This is a genomic window from Frigidibacter sp. RF13 (assembly GCF_026626305.1).
In the GTDB taxonomy this organism is placed as follows: domain Bacteria; phylum Pseudomonadota; class Alphaproteobacteria; order Rhodobacterales; family Rhodobacteraceae; genus TMP-24.
Window position 1 is genome coordinate 1 of record NZ_JAPNUE010000001.1, and the last position, 23,612, is coordinate 23,612.

At 64.6% G+C, this 23,612-nt stretch carries 18 protein-coding genes and 1 tRNA gene; 8 read left to right on the plus strand and 11 right to left on the minus strand.

Annotation, left to right across the window (positions count from 1 at the left end; translation table 11 throughout):
• Nucleotides 1-82: 82 nt before the first annotated feature.
• The gene (locus tag OU426_RS00005) at nt 83-1,375 is read right to left on the minus strand and encodes a citrate synthase (protein ID WP_267631770.1); all 1,293 of its coding nucleotides are present in this window, start codon (nt 1,373-1,375) and stop codon (nt 83-85) included.
• Nucleotides 1,376-1,418: 43 nt separating this feature from the next.
• The gene (gene gltX, locus OU426_RS00010; protein WP_267631771.1) at nt 1,419-2,819 is read right to left on the minus strand and encodes a glutamate--tRNA ligase; all 1,401 of its coding nucleotides are present in this window, start codon (nt 2,817-2,819) and stop codon (nt 1,419-1,421) included.
• 78 nt (nt 2,820-2,897) lie between these two features.
• Here gltX and OU426_RS00015 point away from each other — a divergent pair, with 78 nt between their 5' ends.
• Nucleotides 2,898-4,967 carry a ComEC/Rec2 family competence protein gene (locus tag OU426_RS00015; protein WP_267631772.1) on the plus strand — a complete coding sequence of 690 codons (2,070 nt, stop codon included), beginning with the start codon at nt 2,898-2,900 and terminating at the stop codon, nt 4,965-4,967.
• A gap of 3 nt (nt 4,968-4,970) precedes the next feature.
• On the opposite strand, the gene OU426_RS00020 is transcribed toward OU426_RS00015, so the two are convergent.
• Genes OU426_RS00020 through OU426_RS00030 form a run of 3 tightly spaced genes read right to left on the minus strand, consistent with a single transcriptional unit; the run spans nt 4,971 to nt 7,217 of the window.
• On the minus strand, nt 4,971-5,606 hold the full coding sequence (locus OU426_RS00020; RefSeq protein ID WP_267631773.1) for a uracil-DNA glycosylase: 636 nt from the start codon (nt 5,604-5,606) through the stop codon (nt 4,971-4,973).
• A gap of 4 nt (nt 5,607-5,610) precedes the next feature.
• Nucleotides 5,611-6,627 (minus strand): anthranilate phosphoribosyltransferase, encoded by a 1,017-nt coding sequence (gene trpD / locus OU426_RS00025; protein WP_267631775.1) that lies wholly within the window; start codon nt 6,625-6,627, stop codon nt 5,611-5,613.
• Complete coding sequence (locus OU426_RS00030; RefSeq protein WP_267631776.1) at nt 6,624-7,217, minus strand: anthranilate synthase component II; 594 nt, start codon at nt 7,215-7,217, stop codon at nt 6,624-6,626. Before OU426_RS00030 ends, trpD begins: the two co-directional genes overlap by 4 nt.
• A gap of 179 nt (nt 7,218-7,396) precedes the next feature.
• Here OU426_RS00030 and OU426_RS00035 point away from each other — a divergent pair, with 179 nt between their 5' ends.
• On the plus strand, nt 7,397-9,364 hold the full coding sequence (locus tag OU426_RS00035) for a divergent polysaccharide deacetylase family protein (protein WP_267631778.1): 1,968 nt from the start codon (nt 7,397-7,399) through the stop codon (nt 9,362-9,364).
• Nucleotides 9,365-9,380: 16 nt separating this feature from the next.
• On the opposite strand, the gene trpE is transcribed toward OU426_RS00035, so the two are convergent.
• From trpE to fabI, 6 genes are all read right to left on the minus strand, one after another.
• On the minus strand, nt 9,381-10,892 hold the full coding sequence (gene trpE, locus OU426_RS00040) for an anthranilate synthase component I (protein ID WP_267631779.1): 1,512 nt from the start codon (nt 10,890-10,892) through the stop codon (nt 9,381-9,383).
• A gap of 8 nt (nt 10,893-10,900) precedes the next feature.
• Nucleotides 10,901-12,751, minus strand: a complete 1,851-nt coding sequence (locus tag OU426_RS00045) for a SurA N-terminal domain-containing protein (RefSeq protein ID WP_267631780.1) — start codon at nt 12,749-12,751, stop codon at nt 10,901-10,903.
• Between the two features lie 184 nt (nt 12,752-12,935).
• Nucleotides 12,936-14,114, minus strand: a complete 1,179-nt coding sequence (locus OU426_RS00050) for an aminotransferase (RefSeq protein WP_267631782.1) — start codon at nt 14,112-14,114, stop codon at nt 12,936-12,938.
• An 81-nt stretch (nt 14,115-14,195) separates the two neighbouring features.
• Entirely contained in the window at nt 14,196-14,705 is a 510-nt protein-coding gene (locus OU426_RS00055; RefSeq protein ID WP_267631783.1) for a DUF2127 domain-containing protein, read from the minus strand.
• A 6-nt stretch (nt 14,706-14,711) separates the two neighbouring features.
• Entirely contained in the window at nt 14,712-15,218 is a 507-nt protein-coding gene (gene gpt / locus OU426_RS00060) for a xanthine phosphoribosyltransferase (RefSeq protein ID WP_267631784.1), read from the minus strand.
• A gap of 1 nt (nt 15,219) precedes the next feature.
• Nucleotides 15,220-16,044 (minus strand): enoyl-ACP reductase FabI, encoded by an 825-nt coding sequence (fabI, locus tag OU426_RS00065; protein WP_267631785.1) that lies wholly within the window; start codon nt 16,042-16,044, stop codon nt 15,220-15,222.
• Between the two features lie 107 nt (nt 16,045-16,151).
• Here fabI and pdxH point away from each other — a divergent pair, with 107 nt between their 5' ends.
• From pdxH to OU426_RS00095, 6 genes are all read left to right on the plus strand, one after another.
• Nucleotides 16,152-16,763, plus strand: a complete 612-nt coding sequence (gene pdxH / locus OU426_RS00070) for a pyridoxamine 5'-phosphate oxidase (RefSeq protein WP_267631787.1) — start codon at nt 16,152-16,154, stop codon at nt 16,761-16,763.
• Between the two features lie 78 nt (nt 16,764-16,841).
• Nucleotides 16,842-17,375 carry a cold-shock protein gene (locus tag OU426_RS00075; protein WP_267631788.1) on the plus strand — a complete coding sequence of 178 codons (534 nt, stop codon included), beginning with the start codon at nt 16,842-16,844 and terminating at the stop codon, nt 17,373-17,375.
• Between the two features lie 71 nt (nt 17,376-17,446).
• A complete protein-coding gene (locus OU426_RS00080; protein WP_324289783.1) occupies nt 17,447-17,845 on the plus strand; it encodes a DUF192 domain-containing protein in 399 nt (132 codons plus the stop codon).
• Nucleotides 17,846-17,933: 88 nt separating this feature from the next.
• Nucleotides 17,934-18,010 (plus strand) — tRNA-Pro (locus OU426_RS00085).
• Between the two features lie 450 nt (nt 18,011-18,460).
• Nucleotides 18,461-19,081, plus strand: a complete 621-nt coding sequence (locus tag OU426_RS00090; RefSeq protein WP_267631790.1) for an SOS response-associated peptidase family protein — start codon at nt 18,461-18,463, stop codon at nt 19,079-19,081.
• A gap of 616 nt (nt 19,082-19,697) precedes the next feature.
• Entirely contained in the window at nt 19,698-23,381 is a 3,684-nt protein-coding gene (locus tag OU426_RS00095) for a vitamin B12-dependent ribonucleotide reductase (RefSeq protein WP_267631791.1), read from the plus strand.
• Nucleotides 23,382-23,612 lie beyond the last annotated feature (231 nt).

Consider the following 23,612-nt stretch of genomic DNA (forward strand, 5'->3'; position numbering starts at 1 on the left):
CCCCCCCCCCCCCCCCCCCCCCCCCCCCCCCCCCCCCCCCCCCCCCGGGTCGGCCGGGCGAAGCCCGGACGAAATCCCGCTCTCAGCGCCCGCCGACCTCGACATAATCGCGCCGCGTCGGCCCGACATAAAGCTGGCGCGGGCGGCCGATCTTCTGGGTCGGATCACCAATCATTTCCTTCCACTGCGAAATCCAGCCGATGGTGCGCGAGATCGCGAAAATCGGTGTGAACATCGACGTGGGGAAGCCCATCGCCTCAAGAATGATGCCGGAATAGAAATCGACGTTGGGATAGAGCTTCTTCGAGATGAAATACTCATCCTCAAGCGCGATCCGCTCCAGCTCCTTGGCGACCTGCAACAGCGGGTTGTTGTGGACGCCCAGAAGCTCCAGCACCTCGTCGGCGCTTTCCTTCATCACTTTGGCGCGCGGATCGAAGTTCTTGTAGACCCGGTGGCCGAAGCCCATCAGGCGGAAGCCGCTCGTCTTGTCCTTGGCCTTGGCGATATATTCGGGGATCCGGTCGACGGTACCGATTTCCTTCAGCATCTCGAGGCAGGCCTGGTTCGCCCCGCCATGTGCGGGACCCCAGAGGCAAGCAATGCCTGCGGCGATGCAGGCGAAGGGGTTGGCGCCCGACGATCCAGCCAGACGTACGGTCGAGGTCGAGGCATTCTGCTCATGATCGGCATGCAGCATCATGATCCGGTCCATCGCCCGCTCCAGCTCGGGCTGGACGACATAATCCTCACACGGGACCGCAAAGCACATATGCAGGAAGTTCCCCGCATAGGAGTGCGAGTTCTTGGGGTAAACGAACGGCTGGCCGATCGAATATTTATAGGCCATTGCCGCGATCGTCGGCAGCTTGGCGATCATGCGGATCGCGGCCACCTCGCGCTGCCAGGGATCGTTGATGTCGAGGCTGTCGTGATAGAAAGCCGACATCGCGCCCACGACGCCGACCATCGTCGCCATCGGATGGCTATCCCGGCGGAAGCCGCGGAAGAAATTGTGCATCTGCTCGTGCACCATGGTGTGGCGGGTCACGCGCAGTTCGAAATCCTTCATCTGCGCCTCGGTCGGCAGTTCGCCGTAAAGAAGCAGGTAGCAGACTTCGAGATGATGGGACTTGTCGGCCAGCTGTTCGATCGGATAGCCGCGATAGAGAAGCTCACCGAGATCGCCGTCGATATAGGTGATCGCGCTGTCGCAGGCCGCCGTCGAAGTGAAACCCGGATCGTAGGTGAAGACATCGCCCTCGGCATAGAGCTTGCGGATGTCGATCACATCGGGGCCGACGGTCGGCTTCAGGATCGGGAGCTCGAGTGTCTTGTCGCCGAAACTCAGCGTCGCCTTGGTTCTGTCGGCCATAGTCTTCTCCCCTTGGTTCGGGCGCCCGTCCGGTGAGGGCCGGTCAGGCTGCCGCATCCATCAACCGGGCGAGCGTCTCTTCCCGCCCCAGAACAAGCATCATATCGAAGATCGACGGCGTGGCCGTCCGTCCGGCGAGCGCGGCGCGCAGAGGGGCGGCAAGCTTGCCCAACCCCAGCCCATGCGCCTCGGCCACGCGGGCCACGGCAGTTTCGAGTTCTTCGCGCTCCCAGCTAGCATTTCGCAGCTGCGGCGTCAATTCTTTCAGTATACCACGGGATACCGTATCGAGCACCTTTGCCGCCGCCTCGTCAGGCGCAATCGGTCTGGATTGCAGAACGAAATGTGCTTTTTCAATGAGTTGACCGAAGGTCTTGGCCCTGTCCTTCAGGCAGTAAAGACCGCGTGACATCAGCGTGCGCTGCGCTTCGGTCAGCGCGGGCTGGCCTGACGCTGCAAGAAATGCCTCAATTTCAGGCAGTAATGCTGCATCTGCACTGGCGGCGATATGTTGGCCGGAAATGTTTTCCAGTTTCTTGAAATCGAGCCGCGATGGCGAGCGGCCGATTCCATTCAGATCGAACCAGTCCCGCGCCTGATCGTCGGTGAAAAACTCGTCGTCGCCGTGGCTCCACCCCAGACGGCACAGGTAATTGCGCATGGCGGAAGCAGGGTATCCCATCGCCTGATAATCATGCAGGCCGACCGCGCCATGGCGCTTCGACAGTTTCTTGCCGTCCGGCCCGTGGATCAGTGGAATATGCGCCCAGACCGGCACCGGCCAGTCCATCGCCTTGTAGATCTGGGTCTGCCGCGCGGCGTTGGTCAAATGGTCGTCCCCACGGATCACATGCGTGACGCCCATGTCGTGATCATCGACAACGACCGCCAGCATGTAGGTGGGTGTACCATCGGCGCGTAAACAAACCATATCATCCAGCTGATCATTGCCGAAGGTCACGTCGCCCTGTACCCGGTCGGCGATCACCGTCTGGCCCTCGCGCGGCGCTTTCAGGCGGATGACGAAAGGCATGTCGGGGAAGGTCGATGGATCGGCGTCGCGCCAGGGGCTTTGAAAAAGGGTCGAGCGGCCGTCGGCCCGCGCCGCCTCGCGGAAGGCTTCGATTTCCTCTTGCGTGCAGAAGCATTTGTAGGCCGAGCCACGCTTCAGCATCTCACGCGCCACCTCTGCATGGCGGTCCTTGCGGTCGAACTGGCTGACGACCTCGCCGTCCCAGTCGAGGCCGAGCCACGTGAGGCCCTTCAGGATCGCCTCGGTCGCCTCGGGGGTCGAGCGTTCCCGGTCGGTGTCCTCGATCCGGAGGAGGAACTTGCCGCCCCGGCCGCGTGCATAGAGCCAGTTGAAAAGCGCCGTGCGTGCCCCGCCGATATGCAGATAGCCGGTCGGAGAGGGGGCGAAACGGGTGACGACGGGAGAGGACATGGAAACGTTAACCTTTCGGAAACCAGAATGAGGAAATCCTGACCGCAGCGTTCTAGGCAATCGAGGGAAGCGAGACAAGTGCGGCACCTTTGGCTGGGACTTTCGGGCTCGCTCGCGTCGCCGCTCGTGGCGCTCGCGGCGCGACGCGGCACGCTTCTGCCCTGGGCACCGGTGTTTCTGTCGGTGGGCATCGGGCTCTACTTTGCGCTGGGATCGGAGCCCGCGAAGTCGGTGGTTCTTGCGGTGCTTTGCCTCGCGCTCCTTCTCTGGGCGGCGGGGCTCTTCGGGCCCGAGCTCGGCCGGTCCCCGGCCTTCGCCATGGCCCTCATCGCCGGGGGCTTCGTCCTTGCGGTGGCGCGCGCCCATCTGGTCGCGGCGCCGGTTCTGCCCTTCCGCTATTACGGCCCGGTCGAGGGGCGGATCGTCGATATCGACCGGTCCTTCTCGGACCAGATCCGCATCACGCTCGACGAGGTCCGCCTGAATGACGTCTCGGCAAAGAAAACCCCCACGCGGGTCAGGGTGGCTCTGCATGGCGACCAGATGGGCTTTGTGCCCGAGCCGGGCCTCATCGTGATGGTCACCGCGCATCTCGCGCCGCCCGACGGACCGGTGGCGCCGGGGGGCTTCGATTTTCAGCGCCTCGCCTGGTTTTCCGGCCTCGGCGCCGTCGGCTATGCCCGCAGTCCGCCGATGGTGGTCGAACGGCCCGAGGGGCATGGTTCGCTCGCGGCCTTCCGGCTTCGCATGCGATTGTCGTCGGCGATGCAGGCGGGGCGCGAAGGGCAGGCGATGGCCTTCGCCTCGGCTCTGATGACAGGCGACCGGTCGGGCGTGACGGCAGAGACGAACGAAGCGCTCCGCGCCTCGAACCTCTCGCACATGGTCTCGATCTCGGGCCTGCATATGGGGCTACTGACCGGCTTCGTCTTTGCGCTTTTCCGCTACGGGCTCGCCTTGGCGCCGGTTCTCGGCCTCAGGACCGACGGCAAGAAGATCGCCGCTATCGCGGCGCTTGGGGCGGCAACCTTCTATCTGTTCCTTGCGGGGCCTGAGGTCGCCACCCGCCGCGCCTATGTGATGGCGGCGGTGATGCTTGTCGCGGTACTTTTTGACCGGCGGGCGATCTCGCTCCGCTCGCTCGCCATCGCGGCGCTCATCTGCCTCGTGTTGGAACCCGAAAGCCTGACGGAGCCTGGGTTCCAGATGTCCTTTGGCGCGACAGCGGCGCTGATCGCGGGGTTCGAGCAATGGACCAAGCACCAGCATCGCGTGCCCGCCGCGTTGCGACCCGGGCTGGTGATGGTGCTTTCCTCGCTGCTCGCAGGGACCGCGACGGCGCCGATTGCGGCGGCTCATTTCAACCGGATCGCGGAATATGGGCTTCTGGCCAACCTCCTGACCGTGCCGGTGATGGGGACAGTGGTGATGCCTGCGGGGGTCATCGCGGCTTTGCTCGCGCCCCTCGGCCTTGCTGGGCCGGCGCTTTGGGTGATGGAGAAAGGATCCGCCTTCATCCTCTGGGTCGCGGCTTGGGTCTCGGGCATGAAGGGTGCGGTGGTGACGGTGCCGACGCCACCCGACATGGTTTTGCCGTTTCTGGGGTTCTGCGGCGCGGCGCTCATGATCGGCGGGGCACGCTGGGTCCGGGCGGGCGGTGCAGGCGGTGTTGTCCTGGCGCTTATCCTTTGGGGAGGGGCGGAGCGGCCGGACCTGTTGATCTCTGGCGATGGCACCCTCGTCGGGCTGATGACGGCGGAGGGGCGGGCATTGTCGAAGGAAAAAGGCGGGGGCTTCGTCGCCAAGAGCTGGCTTGAGGACGACGGCGATCCGGCCGATCAACCGACCGCCGCCGCCCGCGTGGCCTTCAGCGGAAAGAAAGGCGCGCTTCAGGCCGATTTCGCCGACCTTACGATTCTCGTTTTCACCGGCAAGGGGTCAGCGGCGCGGGCAGAAGGAAGTTGCGCGGCCAATTCGCTGGTTGTCCTCAGCGAGGATTGGGCGGGTGCGGACGGGACCTGCGTGCTTTTCGACCGCCAGAAACTGAAGGCAACCGGGGCGCTCGCGCTCTACCGCGAGGCGGGCGGATTGCGCATCCTGTCGGCGAAGGATTGGGCGGGCGAGCGGCTGTGGAACCGCGGGCGCTAAGCCTCAGACCCAGCGGATCGGTGGCTCGCCCCGTTCGGACAGCCAGCCATTGATCCGGCTGAAGGGGCGGGAGCCGAAGAAACCGCGCCGCGCCGATAGCGGCGAGGGATGGGCGCTTTCGAGGATCAGGTGATCGCCCGGGACGATATGGCGGGCCAACGCCTGCGCGTGGCCCCCCCAGAGGAGGAAGGCGGTGGGCTTCTGCGAGACGCGCGCGAGCACCTCCTCGGCCAGCCTTTGCCAGCCGAGCCCTGTGTGCCCCCCGGCCTCTGCGGCCGGGACGCTGAGGCAGGTGTTAAGCAGGAGCACCCCCTGTTGCGCCCATCCGCGCAGATCTCCGTTGGCAGGTCTCGTGCCGACATCTGCCTCCATCTCCTTGAAGATATTGGACAAGGAGCGGGGCAGGGGGCTGACCTCCGGCTCGACCGAAAAGGCGAGGCCGTGGGCGTGCCCCGGCGTCGGATAGGGATCCTGACCGAGGATCACCACGCGCACCGCGTCTGGCGGTGTCAGCGCCAGAGCGGCGAAGCGCTGACCCTCCGGCGGCAGAATGAGGCGCGGATCGGCGGCGATGGCGGCGCTGAGTGCGGGCCAATAACGGGTGAAGAAGGGCAGGTCGGCCCAAGCGGGCGGGATCATCCCTTCAGGCCGCCGACGTGATGCGTGCGAGTGTCGCGATCTTTTCCTTCGCGGCCCCGGTATCGATGCTGGTGGCGGCGAGTCCGACGCCGTCGGACAGTTTACCCACCCGACCCGCGACCATAAGCGCGGCGGCGGCGTTCAGCAGGACCGCGTCGCGGTAGGCGCCGCCCTCGCCATCGAGCAGCGCGCGGAAGGCGATCGCATTCTCCTCGGGCGTGCCGCCCATGATCGCTTCGAACGGGTGGGTCGGCAGGCCCGCGTCGGCGGGCGTGACCTCGAACTCGTCGACCGTGCCGCCGTCCAGCGCTGCGACAGAGGTCGGCCCAGCGATCGACATCTCGTCCGTGCCGTCCGAACCATGCACCAGCCAGGCCCGTTCGGACCCGAGCGCGCCCAGCACCTCGGCCATGGGCCGGATCCAGGCCCGCGCAAAGGCGCCGGTCAGCTGTCGCTTCACCCCGGCGGGGTTGGTCAGGGGCCCGAGCAGGTTGAAGACGGTGCGCGTGCCCAGTTCGGCCCGCGTCGGCATCACATGGCGGATCGCCGGATGGTGCATCGGCGCCATCATGAAGGCGATGCCCGCCTCGGAAAGCGCCTGTTCCACTACCTCCGGCCCGACCATCACATTGACGCCGAGCTGGGTCAGCGCGTCCGCCGCGCCGGATTTGGAAGAAAGATTGCGGTTGCCGTGCTTGGCCACCACCTGGCCCGTGCCCGCCACAACGAAGGCGGTCGCGGTCGAGATATTGAGCGTTCCCTTGCCGTCGCCACCGGTGCCGACAATATCCATCGCGCCTTCAGGCGCCCGGACCGCATGGCACTTCGAGCGCATCACATGGGCGGCGGCGGCGATCTCTTCGACCGTTTCACCGCGCGTGCGCAGCGCCATCAAGAGCCCGCCCATCTGGCTTGGGGTCGCGGCGCCGTCGAACAGGGCCTCAAAGGCGGTCTCCGCCTCGGCCCGCGTCAGCGGCCGGTCGGCGGCGATGCCGATCAGCGGGCGCAGGTCGGCACTCATGCCGCCGCTCCAAGCGGCACGTTGGCGCTTTCGAGGAAGTTCCGCAGCATCTGGTGGCCATGTTCCGATGCAATGCTTTCGGGGTGGAACTGCACGCCTTCGATCGGCAGGTCGCGGTGCCTGAGCCCCATGATCGTGCCGTCTTCAAGCCAGGCGGTAACCTCCAGGCATTCGGGCAGGCTGTCGCGCTCGACGATCAGCGAATGATAGCGCGTCGCCGCGAAGGGTGAGGGCAGGCCGCGGAACATGCCCTGGCCGGAATGGTGCATCGTCCCCATCTTGCCATGCACGATCTCATGGCAGCGCACCACGCGGCCGCCAAATGCCTCGCCGATGGTTTGATGGCCAAGGCAGACGCCCAGAAGCGGTGTGCGGGTTTCCGCCGCAGCGGCGGTCAGAGCGAGGCAAATCCCGGCCTGCGCCGGATCGCAGGGCCCGGGCGACAGGACGATCGCGTCCGCCTTCATCGCCATCGCTTCCTGCACATCCAGTGCATCATTGCGCCGCACGATGACATTCGCCCCGATCTCGCCGAAATAATGCACAAGATTGTAGGTGAAACTGTCGTAATTATCGATGAGCAAGAGCATCGCAGGTCCTTTCAGCGGCACGCGGGGATCTGGAAATGGACGTCCGTCACATTCTGGGTGAACCCCGGCGCATGTCGGGCTATACATGAGGGAAGCCGCGTCTCGGGGTCAAGGGTGGGTCGTCACGATCTGGCCGAGGATGCGGGAGAAAAGAACGGGCAGAGGCACCGGAGGTCGGGGTGAGCAGAAGCTATGTCGCCGGAAGCGTGACGGGTGTTGTCCTGTCGCTTGTAGGGTTTGGGGTGATCTCCACGGTCGCCCCGCCGCCAACCGGGCATCAGGACCATAATCAGGCGCCTGAGGAAACTGCGGTTCAGGTGCCCGAGGCGGTGGCGCCTGTCACCGAGACGACCGAAGCCGATGCGCCTGCCGCACCCGAAAGTGCGGATGCAGGCGCCCCTGAAGCGGCGATCCTTGATGTGCCCGAAGGGTCCGAGTTCGACGCGGCCAAGGGTGATACCGTCGCCGCGCTGCCCGAGGCGGAGCCCGCGCCGGAGGCAGAGGCGGATCAGGCCAGCGCCGCCCCTGCCGCCGAACCCGCGCCAGCCTTGAGCGAAACTACGCCTCCGGCTGCACCCGACAGCGGGCCGGTCGCGTCACTGCAGGCGGATCAGACCGTATCGGAGGGATCTGCCCCTGACCTGCCCGCGGCGGAAGTGCCCATTGCGGAACCGTCGCCCGCCGCTACACTTGCGGCCCCCGAGGGGACGGCCCATGCTTCGGGCGCGGGGCAGCAGGGCGGGCCGCCCTCGCCCGGTCAGTCAATCGATATCGCCCTCGCCGAACCGGCTGACCAACCGACCGAAGATGCGGCAGCAGCGACCGACGCCCCGTCAACCTCGGCAGAGGCCCAGCAAGAGGAAGCTCCGACGCCGGCAGCCGCTGCGACCGGCGAGATGACCAACGACGCAGAGGCAGATGCAGAGGCAGAGCCGGAAGCGCAGGCCATGCCTGTCACTGCGCCGGCCGAGGCGGCGACCGAACCGGCCGTGGAAGCGCCATCCGCTGATGCGGCGGCGCCGGTTGAACCAGCGTCGGACACGGTGGCGGAGGCCGCGCCCTCCGTTGATCCTGCGCAGGAACCTGCACCGGAGCCCGAACCCGCGCCGCAGCCGTCCGCCGAACCTGAAACAGGGGCCTCGCCTGAAGTCGTGGCTGAGCCCGGCCCGGAAGCGGCACCCGAGGAACCCGCCGCTCTGCCTGCCAGCGACCCAGAGGTCACCGCAGAGCCTGCATCCGAGCCCGCCCCGGAAGACAGCGGCAAACCCAAGATCCTGACGCTCGACCCGGCGACTGCGCCGGAGGGGCAGGGAACCGCTGCGCTTGGCCGTGAAGTGCCGGGCGTCAAGATCCTTCGGCCGCCGACGGCGGACGCTGCCGACGAAAGCTCCGCAGCGGAGGCCAAGTCCGCGGAAGAGGGCCTTCCCGACACGGCGTCCGAAGCGATGCCCGATGGCCAGGTCCCGCCCCTGAAGGCCTATGCGGCCGCCTTCGAAAATCCCGACGCGCGTCCGCCGCTTGCGGTAATCATCCTCGACGTAGGTACGGCGGCGGGCGGGCTCGATCCGTCCGCATTGGCGGCATTGCCCTTCGCCGCGACCGTCGCCGTCGATCCGCTCGCACCGGATGCGGCGGACCGTGAGACCGCGCTGCGGTCTGCGGGGGCGGAAGTGGCAATCTTCGCGGGCGACTTGCCGCAGGGCGCGACGCCCGCCGATATGGAAGTGGCTTATCAGAGCTATGTGCAGGCCCTGCCGCATTCGGTCGCGCTGATCGGCCTGCCTGGCGCGGCTTTCCAAAAACAAAGCCTCGATGCCCAGCATATGGCGGCGCTTCTGGCGACCGATGGGCGGGGCTTCATCACCTTCGCTCAGGGCCTGAACGCGGCCCGTCGTGCGGCGGAAAAGGCAGGCGCGCCTGTGGCTTCGGTCGACCGGCTGATCACGGTGGAGGATGCAAAGGGCGGCGCACTGGCGCGCGAGCTTGACAAGCTTGCCTTCAGTGCCGCGCAGAAAGGATCGGCGGTAATCGCGATCCCATCGACGGCCGAGGCGATCACCGGGCTTATCGCCTGGAGCGGCTCCAATGCCGCAGGATCGGTGGCGCTGGCGCCCGTATCGGCACTGATGAACGCGAACGGCGGCTGATCAGCCGCCTTTCGCCTCAACCGTTACCGCGCCGGATGAAGAGGCCCGCGTCTTCGGCCGCGCGTTTCAGCGCCTTGGATTTGTTGACGGTTTCCTGGAATTCCGCCTCGGGGTCGCTGTCAAAGACGACGCCGCCACCCGCCTGAATATAGAGCTTTTCATCCTTTACCACGGCGGTGCGCAGCGCGATGCACATGTCCATCTCGCCATTGGCGGCGAAATAGCCGACCCCGCCGCCATAGATGCCGCGCTTTTCCGGCTCCAGCTCGTCGATGATCTCCATTGCCCTGACCTTGGGCGCGCCCGAGACGGTGCCTGCGGGCAGGCCTGCCAGCAGCGCCGACAAGGCATCATGGTCGGGGCTGAGTTCGCCCACCACGTTCGACACGATATGCATGACGTGGCTGTAACGTTCGATGATGAACTTCTCGGTCGGGTGAACGGTGCCGACCTTCGCCACCCGGCCCACATCGTTGCGACCGAGGTCGAGCAGCATCAGATGTTCGGCCAGTTCTTTCTTGTCGGCCAGCAGATCGGCCTCGTGCGCCTTGTCTTCTTCCGCCGTTCGGCCACGCGGGCGGGTGCCGGCGATCGGGCGGATCGTCACCTCGCCGTCGCGGACGCGCACGAGGATTTCGGGCGAACAGCCGACGATATGGAAGCCGCCGAAGTTGAAGAAGGTCAGGAAGGGTGAGGGGTTCGTGCGGCGGACCGACCGGTAGAAGGCGAAGGGCGGCAGCTTGAAATCCGCCGTCCAGCGCTGCGAGGGCACGACCTGAAAGATGTCGCCCGCGCGGATATAGTCCTTGGCCTTCTCGACCGCCGCCCGGTAGCCTTCTGGCGTGAAGTTCGACTTCATCTCGCCCAAGAGTGCGGCGTCACCCAGCGCCCGCGTCTCACCCGCAGGCGCGCGTTCCAGATCGCGCACCGCGTCCATCACCCGTTCGGCCGCCTGCGCGTAGGCAGCCCGCGCGCTCAGACCCGTTCCCGCCCATGCGGGCGAGCAGACGGTCACCTCGCCCTTCACGCCGTCGAGCACCGCCACGACGGTCGGGCGCATCAGGACGGCATCGGGCACGCCAATCGGATCGGGATTGATGTTCGGCAGATGCTCCACCAGCCGGATCATGTCGTAGCCGAGATAACCGAAAAGCCCCGCCGCAATGGCGGGAAGGCCTTCGGGCATGTCCATACGGCTTTCGGCAATCAGGGCGCGCAGCGTTTCCAGCGGGTGACCTGCAAGTGGTTCGAAAGCCTCGGCGTCAAAGCGCGCCTGCCGGTTGATCCGGCTTTGCTCGCCCCGGCAGTCCCAGATGACATCGGGCTTCAGCCCCACGACGGAATAGCGCCCGCGCACCTCGCCGCCGGTCACCGATTCCAGCATGAAGCTCATCGGCCCGGCATCGGCGAGCTTCAGCATCAGCGAGACCGGCGTGTCGAGGTCGGCTGCAAGGCGGGCATAAACGAGCTGGTTCTCGCCGCGCGCCCAACCGGCCTCGAACGCCTCGTATGAAGGGAAAAGCGCCAAGATCGTTCCTATTGCATCTGCGCATTCACGGCAGCGACCGCTGCCTGATTGAGGCTGAGCCCGGCATTCGCCTGCAAGGTGCGGGCGAATTGTTCGAAGACGTCGCGCGCGAGCGACTGGTCGAGCGTTGCCTCGATCTGGGCCCGTTTCGCGGCCACCGCCGCGTCGGCCGGATCGACCGGGGTGACGGCATTCAGCGTCACGAGGAACACACGGCCAGCCGCCTCGACCACCCGGCTTTCGCCCGCGATCATCTGGAAGACGGCTTGACCGACTTCGGGCACGGCGTCAGGCACAAAGTCATTGCGCCCAAAACTGTCGTCACGGGTGGTGACGAGACCAAGCGCCTCAAGCATAACGCCATTCTGAAGCTGGGCGAGATCCTCGCCGGCGAGCGCCAAGAGCGCCGCATGGGTCTGATCGGTCGTCCAGTCGGCAATCACTTTGTCGCGCACCTCTTCCAGCGGGCGGAGTGCGGGGGCAACAATCTCATCAAGACGGATGGCGAAGACACCGCCATCTTCCAGTCCGACGAGCGTCGGGAAGCTCTCGGTGTTTACCTGGCTGGCCGCCTGGCGGAAGGCCTCATAGGCCGCAAGACCGCCCTCGGTCTCGCTGTTGACCTCGATCTGGCCGAATTCCAGCCCCTCGTCCCTGGCGACCTCTTCGAGCGTCGCGCCAGAAGCAAGCTGATCCTCGATCGCTTCTTGCCGGTCGGCGACCGCGCGCCGCGCCCGGTCCATCGCGACTTCGGAGCGCAGATCGTCGCGGGCGTCCTCGAAGCTGGTGATCTGAGCGGCGAGGATCCCGTTCATCGCGAAAAGCGCGGGGCCGAGGTTGGTCTCCAGCGGGCCGGTGACACCCGGTTCGGGCAGGGCAAAGACGGCGTCGCCAGCCGTGTCCAGATCTTCCTTCGCGACCTCGCCCATATCGACATCGTCGATGGAGAGCCCGCGTTCCCTCGCCAGATCCTCAAAGCTCGCCTCGCCCTTGTCGAAACGGGCCTTGGCGGCGGCGGCTTCCTCGGCGGTGGGATAGATCAGCCGCGCAACAAGCCGCCGCTCGGGGATCACGAATTCGGACTTGCGATCCTCGTAAGCTTTCTTCAGCGCCTCTTCGTCGACCGCGACCTTATCCATCAGATCCTCCGGCTTCAGCCAGATGTAGGAGATCTGCCGGGTCTCAGGGCGCATATAGCTGTCGCCATGGCCGTCGTACCAGGCCTTCACCTCGTCGTCGGTTGGCGCAGCGACGGGCGCGGGCAGGTCGCTCGCGATGAGTTCGGCGAAGGTGAAGTCGCGGGTTTCCATGTCCCAGCCGGTCAGCCGGTCGACCAGGTCGCCGGGCGCCTTGACGCCGCCGAGGACTGCGCCCTGCAGAAGCGTGCGCGCCGCTTCATCGCGCAGCGATCTTTCGAACTCGGCCGCACTCATCCGCTGGGACTGCAGGAATTGCGAATAGAGGTCCTGGCTGAACTTGCCGCTTGCATCCTGCAACGCCGGCGCCGCCATCAGCTTGTCGCGCACCTCGGCATCGCCCACTGACACGCCGACCGCATTGGCCTCGTTCTCAAGCGTCGCGGCCGTGACCAACTGTTGCAGCACGACACGGTCGAGCCCCATCTGCTGGGCTTGTTCAAACGTCAGCTGCTGGCCGAACTGGACCGAGGTCGCGCGGATCTCGGATTGCAGCGCGCGGGCATATTCATTCACGGTGATCGGACGGGTCCCCACATGGCCAAGTTCGGTCTTGCCGCCCGAGAAGGAGGTCACGCCATAGCCGCCGAGCCCGACCATCACCAGCGCCAGAATGCCCCAGACGACCGAATTGGCCTTTTTCCTGCGCAGGCGCGTGGACATGATTGCTGGCTCCCCTTCACTGTCACTGAGGCTGTTTAGGGCCTATGCGGGGCCCGGGCAAGGCCGCTCGGCATCCATCCGATGTAAGCGCGGCGGGCGGCTCCTCGTCGGTCTTCGACCGCTCGTTGCAGCGTGGCGAGCGAAGAGCGCCGAAGGCGGCGATGAGCGACGCGGCGAAGGGCGGTCAGGGCTGCCAGGTCGCGAGGCGGTCGATCAGGCGGCCTATTCCGGCCGCATCCACATTGGCGAAGGCAATGCGGAACTGCCGCTTCCCGGCAGCGTCATCCTCGGGCATGAACATCGTGCCCGGCAACATCAGGATACCCGCCTCGGCGACCAGCCGTTTGGCCATCTCGGGCGAGGGCAGCGCGTGGGGATGTTCCACATAGGCGAAATAAGCGCCGCAGCCCAGAAGCCGCCAGCCCTGCAGCCGCGCGAATCCTTCGGTCATTGCGGCGCGACGTGTAAGGATCTCGGCCCGCTCGCCTGCAACCCACTGGGACAGGTTCCGCATCCCCCAGAGGGCTGCAATCTGGCCGAGCTGGCTGGGACAGATCGCCACCGTATCGAGGAATTTCTCGATCTCGGCCAGAAAGGCGCGGTCGGCGACAATCGCGCCGACCCGGTGGCCGGTCAGTCGGTAGGCTTTTGAGAAGGAATAGAGATGGATAAGCGTGCCGCGCCAGTCGGGATTGGCAAACAGATCGTGCGGCGCGCCGGTGCGACTGTCGAAGTCGCGATAGGTCTCGTCCACGATCAGCGCGAGCCCGCGCGCGCGTGCGAGATCGAAGAAGGCGCGGAGGAGCGCCGAGGGATATTCGACCCCGCCGGGATTGTTGGGCGAGACGAGCACTATGGCACGCGTGCGGTCGGTGATGAGCGCGGCCGCGCGCGCCGGATCAGGCAGAAGGTCGTCGCCGGTCGGGAGCGGCACAGCGCGGACGCCCGCCATGTCGAGCCACATTTTATGGTTGAAATACCAAGGCGTTGGCAGGATGACTTCATCTCCCGCGCCTGCGAGTGTCGCCAGCGCCGCGCAGAAGGCCTGGTTGCAGCCCTGGGTGATCGCCACCTCTTCCGGCGCGATGCTGCCACCGTAGGCCGCCGACCATTGCGCGGCGACTTCCGCCCGCAGGTCCGGCAAGCCGAGGACCGGGCCGTAGAGATGCGCCTCGGCGCGGGTCAGCGCGGCTTCGGCGATCGCCTGCCGCAGGCCTTCTGGCGGTGGATCGACCGGCGCGGCCTGACTGACGTTGATCAGCGGCCTGTCAGGCGGGAATGTCACGCCTTCCAGCCAGCGGCGTGCCTCCATCACCGGGGGGGCGAAGGTGGCGCTCATCGCGGGATTGAGGGGCAGGGACATGGGCGGAACCTCGGCAAGCGTTCAGCGCATGGATACAGATTTCCGCGCGGGCCGCAGCCCCAAAAACGACCAGAGGCCAGATCAGACCGCGCGCTTCATCAGGCCATATTCGCGGCCGACGAGCCAGATCATGAACATGTCGAACCCGCAGAGCATCAGCAGATAGATGGAATGGGTGCGGGTGAACTCGATCCCCTGATAGGCAACGAAGGCTGCGAGCAGCGCCATCGCCGCCGGATAGGCCCAGCGGACCTTGCGCGCCAGAAGCGCCACCATCACCAGTTTCAGAAACCCGTGCATGACCAGATAGAAATAGTAGAAATTGTCGACCGGCATCAGCGGCAGGTGCTGGGCCTGTTCGGCGAGCGTCCGCACCACCGGATCATCTGCATCCTGGGTCAGTTCATGCTGGGTCAGCCATGCGATCGAGCCTTCAACCGGAAGACTGGGGGCCGAGGGAAACTGCGCCCGCATCCAAAGCCAGCCACCGACTGCGGCCTCTAGGCTCGCAAGGCTTCCCTTGACCGCGAGCGTCGCAGTGAACAGCCGGTGCAGCAGCCCTTGCGCCCAGGCTGCGGTTTGGCGGACCATGATGGATCAGTCTTTCCCGCGATAGGGTTCGACATATTGAAGCGCCATGTCCCAGGGGAAGAAGATCCAGGTATCCTGACTGACTTCCGTGATGTAGGTGTCGACCATGCCCCGGCCCTCGGGCTTGGCATAGACCGTGGCGAAATGCGCCTTGGGATAGAGATTGCGCACGAGTTCCAGCGTCTTGCCGGTATCGACCAGATCGTCGACGACCAGCACGCCTTCGCCATCCGTCCCCATGATATCGGCCTGCGGGGCCTTGATCACGCGGGGCATGGTCTGTTCCTGATGGTTGTAGGACTTGACCGAGATCGTATCGACGACGCGGATATCCAGTTCGCGGCTGACGATCATCGCAGGCGCCATGCCGCCACGGGTGATCGCCACGACCGCGCGCCAGGCACCATTGTCCGGCCCCTTGCCATCAAGCCGCCAGGCCAGCGCCCGGGCATCGCGGTGGATCTGGTCCCAGCTGACGTGAAACCCTTTCTCGTGCGGAAGACGGTCGGTCATCTCAGCCCTCCTTACGCCCAGTGACGACGTCGATATCGGGCGCATCGACCGATTTCATGCCGACGACATGATAGCCGCAGTCGACGTGATGCACCTCGCCGGTCACCCCTGACCCGAGATCGGAGAGAAGATAGAGCGCGGACTTGCCGACCTCTTCCTGATTGACGTTGCGGCGCAGGGGCGAGTTCAACTCGTTCCATTTGAGGATATAGCGGAAATCGCCGATGCCAGAGGCGGCGAGCGTCTTGATCGGTCCGGCGGAAATGGCGTTGCAGCGGATGCCGTCCTTGCCCAGATCCTCGGCAATGTAGCGCACGGAGGCCTCAAGCGCTGCCTTGGCCACGCCCATCACATTGTAATGCGGCATGACGCGTTCGGCGCCGTAATAGGTGAGCGTCAGGAGCGACCCGCCGTCCGGCATCATCGCGGCGGCCCGGCGGCAGACGGCGGTGAAGGAATAGACGGAAATGTCCATCGTCATGCGGAAATTGTCGGGGCCGGTGTCGACATAACGGCCGCGAAGTTCGTTTTTGTCTGAAAAACCAATGGCATGGACGACGAAGTCCAACTTGCCCCAGGCAGATTGCAAATGCTCGAAGAGCTTGTCGAGCGACCCTTCGTCCGCGACGTCGCATTCGACGATCTGGGTGCAGCCGATTTCAGCGGCGAGCGGCTGAACGCGTTTCAAGAGCGCATCGCCTTGATAGGACAGGGCAATTTCCGCGCCCTCATTGGCGCAGGCCTTGGCAATGCCCCAGGCGATCGACTTGTCGTTCGCAAGCCCCATGATCAGGCCGCGCTTGCCTGCCATCAGTCCGTTTGCCATATCTGTCCCCGCGCCTGATCCTGTGGGCGAAGCTTTAGGGCAAGTTCCGGACTGCTTCAAGGGCGGGACGGCGGGCGCCAGGGAACCGAAGTCAAGAGAAGATAAGCATGGACGCAGGCGACAGAACCGGGATTTTCGCAGGCGACAACCCTTTCGCGATCGCGCGAGACTGGCTGGTCGAGGCCGAAACAGCGGAGCCGAATGACCCGAATGCCATTGCGCTCGCAACCGTCGATGCCGACGGCCTGCCGAACGCGCGGATGGTGCTTTTGAAAGAAATCACCGATCAGGACTTCGTCTTCTACACCAATTATGGCTCGGCCAAGGCGCGCGAGGTCGAGGCGGCAGGCAAGGCCGCTTTCGTGATGCATTGGAAGAGCTTGCGCCGACAGGTTCGCGTGCGCGGTCTCATCCGGCGCGAGGATGGCGCAGAGGCGGACACCTACTTTGCTTCGCGTTCGCTCAAGAGCAGGCTGGGGGCCTGGGCGTCGAAACAATCCGAACCGCTTGCATCGCGGGCCGCGTTAATGGCAGAAGTGGCGCGGGTGACCGTGAGTATGGGGGTGAATCCTCCCAGACCGCCATTTTGGGGCGGGTTCAGATTATGTCCGCTCGAGATCGAATTCTGGGCGGATGGTGCGTTTAGGCTTCATGATCGTTTCCAGTGGCGACGCGATACAGTCGCAGACAGGTGGGACATCAGGAGGCTCAACCCATAGTACGAGTAGAGGGGTGAAAGGTCCCGGTGGCTTTGAAGAGCAGGCCGAGGGAACAGTAGGAATGGAAAGTTCTTGACGATGACAGAACAAGAAGAGGCGCACCGCGTGGTCAAGGGCCGCGTGAAGTGGTTTGACGCCTCCAAAGGATTTGGCTTCATTATCGCCGACGAAGGGTTGGGCGATATTCTCTTGCATGCCAATGTGCTCAGGAACTTCGGGCAGGGCTCGGTCGCCGACAATGCCCAGATCACCGTAAAGATTCAGCAGACTGCACGCGGCCATCAGGCCACTGAAGTAATGGAGATCGAACCCCCCGAGGAGGAGGAGCGCGCGCCGATCGAGGATCTCGGCACGAGCGACGCCGCCACCATTGCAGCGCTGCCTCTAGAGCCCGCCCGGGTCAAATGGTTCGACAAGGGCAAAGGCTTTGGTTTCGCAAATGTTTTTGGTCGCCCGGAAGATGTCTTCATCCATGTCGAGGTGCTCCGTCGGTCGGGCTTTGCAGACCTCGGACCCGGCGAGGCCGTCGGTCTCAGGGTGATCGAGGGCAAGCGCGGCCGGATGGCCGCAATGGTGACGAGTTGGGAAAGCGCCATTCGAGAGCGCAAGTAGCGCTTGCTGCGCTTTGGTTGATCTGCGGCGCCGATGGGGCGGCCGCAGATGTCGCTTGCTCGGAGGGCAGGGTGGATCTGCGCTGGCCGGGTGGTGGTGCGGTATTCTCGGTCGAGGTTGCGGACGATGATGCCGAACGTCATCTCGGGCTGATGAACCGCGACCGGATGTCGGCAGGCCACGGCATGCTCTTCGTCTATGACCGCCCGCGCATCGTCGCATTCTGGATGAAGAACACCCGCATCCCGCTCGACATGATCTTCGTCGGTGGCGATGGCAGGGTGCGCAAGGTGCATGAAGGTGCCAAGCCCTTCGACGAGACGCCGATACCGGGCGGCGAGGACATCCAGTTCGTGCTTGAGATCAACGGCGGGCTCGCCCGGAGGCTGGGAATCGCGCCAGGCGCGGAGCTTCGCCATCCGGCAATTGATTCGGACGCTGCCGCCTGGTCCTGCTCCGCTGGCGAGTGATCGGTACGTGTGGACGCCGGCATTTTCGGCAGGCTTGGCGCAAGGCGGGCTTCCCATTGCGGCGACGAACCGCTAGAGGATAGCCCGTCGGGGCGTAGCGCAGTCTGGTAGCGCGACGGTTTTGGGTACCGTAGGCCGGGGGTTCGAATCCTCTCGCCCCGACCATCACTTAGCCGATTTTCGTCAGGCCCGTTCTGCAGTTCGTTTTGCAGAGTTGGTCCGTCGAGGTTTTTCGCCTCCACATGGTCGGTCGCGGGAACTGGACCCATCCAGAATGTTCCTGTAATGTTCCTATATGCCTGCACCCCGTCCGTCTGCCTCGCCGATGAAGCATCCACGCCTGTCAGAGATGGCGTCGCGGGGTATGTTGTTGTCGGTCCATTGCGGATTGTGCGGGCGGCGCGCGAACTACTGGGCATGTGACCTGGCGCTTGTCCTCGGTGCCGGTGCGAGCGCCGTCGATCCGCCGTTTCCCTGCGGCCGCTGCCGTTCGGACGAATATCTGAACCTTTCGTGGCGCTTGCCGTCCGCGGCCGAGCTCGCGGCGGGATTGACTGTCAGGCGGCCAAAGCGTCAGGTTCTTCGCTGGATTTGGCGCAATGAGCGGGCCTGACCATGTGCAATCTCTTCAACCAGACCAGCGCAAAAGAGGCGATGCGCCGGGTCTTCCCGGATCGGCCATGGGACGATGGCACGGGAAATCTCGGCCCTGCCGACATCTATCCCGATCGCGACGCGGCGATTGTACGTCGGGATGGTGAGAGCATGGTGCTTGCGCGCGCGCGCTGGGGGCTCCCGAGCCCTCCGCAGTTCCATAGCAAGAGCGGTATCGACCGTGGCGTTACGAATGTCCGCAATACTGCCTCCGCACACTGGCGCAGGTGGCTTGGGCCGGAAAATCGCTGCCTGGTTCCGTTCGATCGTTTTGCGGAACCTGGGCCCGGCGGCAATTGCTGGTTCGAGATCGCCGATGGCCGGCCCGCTTTCTTTGCGGGAATTCAGGTGCCGCGCTGGCGCAGCATCCGGAAATTGAAAGACGGCGAGACCATCGACGATCTGTTCGCGTTCCTGACCTGCCCTCCGAACGCCGAGGTTGCCGCCGTACATCCGAAAGCGATGCCGGTTCTGCTGCTGGAATCAGCGGATTGGGAAGGCTGGCTGACCCTGCCGTGGACAGAAGCGAACCGCCTGCAACGACCGGCACCGGATGGGAGCCTTCGTCGGCTGGAAACCTGACCAACAGGCCCTCTGCAGGTCAACCACGCAAGTGTTGGCGGTCGCCTCCACATTCATGGGCCCGAGACAGGGGCGCTCTTGCTACCCGGTCTAGGGGCGGTCCGGCGATAGCGGGAGATTTTGTGATTCCGTGCCCTCGCCATGCCCGGTGCGCCGTCTCGCGCCATGCCTGTCATCTTTTTGCAATAGTCGCGGATTACCCAAAGCGGCATTAACCAAGGTTGACGGCTGTGGACAATTTGAAGCGATTTCGCAGAAAAGGACCTCAAGCCGCCATAACGCTTGATGAATTTGTCCGCAGGGTCGTGCGCCCGGTCTGTGCATGAATCATCCGGACGCGCTGCCGCAGCCGCCTGGTCTCGGCGGTCAACCGAAATATCGGCCTGCCTATGCGATTTTTCCCGTTGACGCGCCGCTGCTTTCTACGCCAGTTTGTATGCGCTAAGAGGGGCACACACTACATATAGTGCCCCCGCCGTGGGACAAATCATCAATCGACCTGTTGACCGCGCGATAGGCGCGGCGGTAGATGCGTCGCTGATCCCGCGTAGCGAAACCGGTGCGACGCCCCCGAAGAGGGCGGAGGCGCCAGACAAAAAACGAGACGGGGGCAGAGATGAAGATCGAACGCAAATTCACCAAGGCCGGACAGGATGCCTATGCGGGCATCGGCTTTGCGACCACCACGTCGGAAATCCGCAATCCCGACGGCAAGATCGTGTTCCGTAACGAGGCCGTCGAAGTGCCGGAGGGCTGGAGCCAGGTCGCATCCGACGTGCTCGCCCAGAAATACTTCCGCAAGGCGGGCGTCGCCGCGCGGCTGAAGAAAGTGAAGGAAAAGGGCGTACCCGAATTCCTGTGGCGTTCGGTCCCCGACGAAGCGGCGCTTGAGAAGCTGCCGAAGGAAGAGCGGATCGTCGGCGAGACCTCGGCCAAGCAGGTGTTCGACCGCCTGGCAGGCGCCTGGGCCTACTGGGGTTGGAAGGGCGGCTATTTCTCGACCGAGGCCGACGCGAGCGCCTATTTCGACGAAATGCGCTTCATGCTGGCCGAACAGATGGCCGCGCCGAACTCGCCCCAGTGGTTCAACACGGGGCTCCACTGGGCCTATGGCATCGACGGCCCTTCGCAGGGTCACTTCTATGTCGATTACAAGTCGGGCGAACTGGTGAAATCCAACTCCGCCTATGAACATCCCCAGCCGCATGCCTGCTTCATCCAGTCGGTCAGTGACGATCTGGTGAACGAGGGCGGCATCATGGACCTCTGGGTTCGCGAGGCGCGACTGTTCAAATACGGTTCGGGAACCGGCACCAACTTCTCCTCGCTCCGTGGCGAGGGCGAGAAACTGTCGGGCGGCGGCAAATCCTCGGGTCTTATGGGCTTCCTTAAGATCGGCGACCGGGCGGCCGGCGCCATCAAGTCGGGTGGCACCACGCGCCGCGCCGCCAAGATGGTGATCTGCGACATGGATCACCCCGACATCGAAGCCTTTATCAATTGGAAGGTCATCGAAGAGCAGAAGGTCGCCTCGCTGGTCGCCGGATCGAAGATCCACGAGCGTCAGCTGAATGACATCTTCGCTGCCATCCGCCAGTGGGACGGGTCTTCGGAGGATGCCGTCGATCCGGTGAAGAACGAGGCGCTGAAGGCCGCGATCCGCGGCGCCAAGAAGGCGATGATCCCCGACACCTACGTGAAGCGGGTGCTGGACTATGCCAAGCAGGGCTTCGGCTCGATCGAATTCCCGACCTATGACACCGACTGGGACAGCGAAGCCTATGCCTCGGTCTCGGGCCAGAATTCCAACAATTCCGTCCGCGTCACCGACGCCTTCCTGAAGGCGGTCAAGGACGATGCCGATTGGGAGCTTGTCCGCCGCACCGATGGCAAGATCGCCAAGACGGTGAAGGCCCGTGACCTCTGGGCGCAGGTGGGCCATGCCGCCTGGGCCTGCGCGGACCCCGGCATCCAGTTCCACGATACGGTGAACGCCTGGCATACCTGCCCCGAAGACGGGGCGATCCGGGGCTCGAACCCCTGTTCGGAGTACATGTTCCTCGACGACACGGCCTGCAACCTTGCCTCGATGAACCTCCTGACCTTCTACAAGGGGGCGAAGTTCGACGCCGACGCCTATGTGCATGCGACCCGTCTCTGGACCGTGACGCTAGAAATCTCTGTCCTGATGGCGCAGTTCCCCTCGAAGGAAATCGCGCAGCGGTCCTATGATTTCCGCACGCTCGGCCTTGGCTATGCCAATATCGGCGGGCTCCTGATGAACATGGGTCTTGGCTACGACAGCGACGAGGGTCGGGCGCTCTGCGGCGCGCTGACGGCGGTGATGACCGGCGTGTCCTACGCCACCTCGGCCGAAATGGCGGGCGAGCTTGGCCCGTTCCCGTCCTACGGCAAGAACGCGGCCCACATGCTGCGCGTGATCCGCAACCACCGCACGGCCGCCTATGGCAAGACCGACGGCTACGAGGCGCTGGCGGTAAAGCCGGTCGCGCTCGACCATGCCAACTGCCCCGACAAGGCGCTGATCAAGCTGGCGAAATCCGCCTGGGACGAGGCGCTGGAACTGGGCGAGAAGCACGGCTACCGCAATGCGCAGGCCACCGTCATTGCGCCGACCGGCACGATCGGCCTGGTCATGGATTGCGACACGACCGGCATCGAGCCCGACTTCGCGCTGGTGAAGTTCAAGAAGCTCGCGGGCGGCGGCTATTTCAAGATCATCAACCGCTCCGTCCCGGCGGCGCTCGAAACCCTTGGCTACGGCTCGGCCGAGATCGAAGAGATCGTCGCCTATGCCGTCGGCCATGCCTCGCTTGGCAACTGCCCCGGCATCAACCACACATCGCTGATCGGCCATGGCTTCGGCCCCCGCGAGATCGAGAAGATCGAGGCGGCGCTGCCCACCGCCTTCGACATCCGTTTCGTCTTCAACCAATGGACGCTCGGCGAGGACTTCTGCACAAAGACGCTTGGCATCCCGGCCGAGAAGCTGAACGACCCGACCTTCGACATGCTGCGCCACTTGGGCTTTACCCGCGCGCAGGTCGAGGCCGCGAATGACCATGTCTGCGGCACCATGACGCTGGAAGGCGCACCGCATCTGAAGGCCGAACATTACAGCGTCTTCGACTGCGCCAATGCCTGCGGCAAGAGGGGCAAGCGCTTCCTGTCCGTGGACAGCCACATCACCATGATGGCGGCGGCGCAATCGTTCATCTCGGGCGCGATCTCGAAGACGATCAACATGCCGAACAATGCGACGATCGAGGAAACGCTTGCCGCTTATGAACTCAGCCACTCGCTCGGCATCAAGGCCAATGCGCTCTACCGCGACGGGTCCAAACTGTCGCAGCCGCTCGCCGCTGCCCTCGTCGAGGATGACGAGGAGGCCGAGGAAATCCTCGCCAACGGCTCGGCGCAGGAAAAGGCCGCCGTGCTGGCCGAGAAGATCATCGAGAAGGTGATCGTCAAGGAAGTGATCCGCAACCACCGCGAAAAGCTTCCCGAACGCCGCAAGGGCTATACCCAGAAGGCGATCGTCGGCGGCCACAAGGTGTACCTGCGAACCGGCGAGTACAAGGACGGCTCCTTGGGCGAAATCTTCATCGACATGCATAAGGAAGGCGCGGGCTTCCGGGCGATGATGAACAACTTCGCCATCGCCGTGTCCGTCGGCCTGCAATACGGCGTGCCGCTGGAAGAATTCGTCGACGCCTTCACCTTCACCAAGTTCGAACCGGCGGGCTTCGTGCAGGGCAATGACTCGATCAAGTCGGCGACCTCGATCCTCGACTATATTTTCCGCGAACTGGCGGTTTCCTACCTCGACCGCACCGACCTCGCCCATGTGAAACCGCAAGGGGCAAGCTTCGACGATCTCGGCGGCGGGGCGGAGGAAGGCCAGGCGAACGTCAGCGAGGTCACGGAAAGAACCGCCTCCAAGTCGCTGGAAGTGCTGAAGCAAATCTCCTCGACCGGCTATCTGCGGAAGCGCTTGCCGCAAGACCTCGTGGTGCTGCAGGGCGGCATCGGTGCGACCGCACTCGCAGGCGACCCGGTCGCGGTTCTGAATACGCTGATCCCCGAGACGATGATGGGCGGCGGCGTGGCCGGGGCGACCGCGCTTGCCTCTGGCACGGTGACGATGGACGCCCGCACCAAGGCCAAGATGCAGGGCTACGAAGGCGACCCCTGCGGCGAGTGCGGCAATTACACTCTGGTGCGCAACGGCACCTGCATGAAATGCAACACCTGCGGCGGGACATCCGGCTGCAGCTAAGGAATACCCTCCCCGGTCCCGCCGGACCGGGGAAGGCATCCGGGGCGGGTGCGCTCGCCCCAGACCGACGTTCAGGCCGCAGGCGAGATAACACCGAGCGGTACAACGACTGAGCCTGAACGGCGAAACTTGACAGGGGCGGGGCAACCCGCCCCTTTTTCTTGGTTTTTCAACGCTGTTAGCCGCCAACAAAGCCCTTGTTATTGCCTAACCGCGCGCGAAGACCCATCT

Excerpts from the sequence above, each read along its gene's own strand:
- OU426_RS00005 (WP_267631770.1), bottom strand. The coding sequence starts at position 1,375 with ATGGCCGACAGAACCAAGGCGACGCTGAGTTTCGGCGACAAGACACTC.
- gltX (WP_267631771.1), bottom strand. The coding sequence starts at position 2,819 with ATGTCCTCTCCCGTCGTCACCCGTTTCGCCCCCTCTCCGACCGGCTAT.
- OU426_RS00020 (WP_267631773.1), bottom strand. The coding sequence starts at position 5,606 with ATGATCCCGCCCGCTTGGGCCGACCTGCCCTTCTTCACCCGTTATTGG.
- trpD (WP_267631775.1), bottom strand. The coding sequence starts at position 6,627 with ATGAGTGCCGACCTGCGCCCGCTGATCGGCATCGCCGCCGACCGGCCG.
- OU426_RS00030 (WP_267631776.1), bottom strand. The coding sequence starts at position 7,217 with ATGCTCTTGCTCATCGATAATTACGACAGTTTCACCTACAATCTTGTG.
- OU426_RS00045 (WP_267631780.1), bottom strand. The coding sequence starts at position 12,751 with ATGTCCACGCGCCTGCGCAGGAAAAAGGCCAATTCGGTCGTCTGGGGC.
- OU426_RS00050 (WP_267631782.1), bottom strand. The coding sequence starts at position 14,114 with ATGTCCCTGCCCCTCAATCCCGCGATGAGCGCCACCTTCGCCCCCCCG.
- OU426_RS00055 (WP_267631783.1), bottom strand. The coding sequence starts at position 14,705 with ATGGTCCGCCAAACCGCAGCCTGGGCGCAAGGGCTGCTGCACCGGCTG.
- gpt (WP_267631784.1), bottom strand. The coding sequence starts at position 15,218 with ATGACCGACCGTCTTCCGCACGAGAAAGGGTTTCACGTCAGCTGGGAC.
- fabI (WP_267631785.1), bottom strand. The coding sequence starts at position 16,044 with ATGGCAAACGGACTGATGGCAGGCAAGCGCGGCCTGATCATGGGGCTT.
- pdxH (WP_267631787.1), top strand. The coding sequence starts at position 16,152 with ATGGACGCAGGCGACAGAACCGGGATTTTCGCAGGCGACAACCCTTTC.
- OU426_RS00075 (WP_267631788.1), top strand. The coding sequence starts at position 16,842 with ATGACAGAACAAGAAGAGGCGCACCGCGTGGTCAAGGGCCGCGTGAAG.
- OU426_RS00090 (WP_267631790.1), top strand. The coding sequence starts at position 18,461 with ATGTGCAATCTCTTCAACCAGACCAGCGCAAAAGAGGCGATGCGCCGG.
- OU426_RS00095 (WP_267631791.1), top strand. The coding sequence starts at position 19,698 with ATGAAGATCGAACGCAAATTCACCAAGGCCGGACAGGATGCCTATGCG.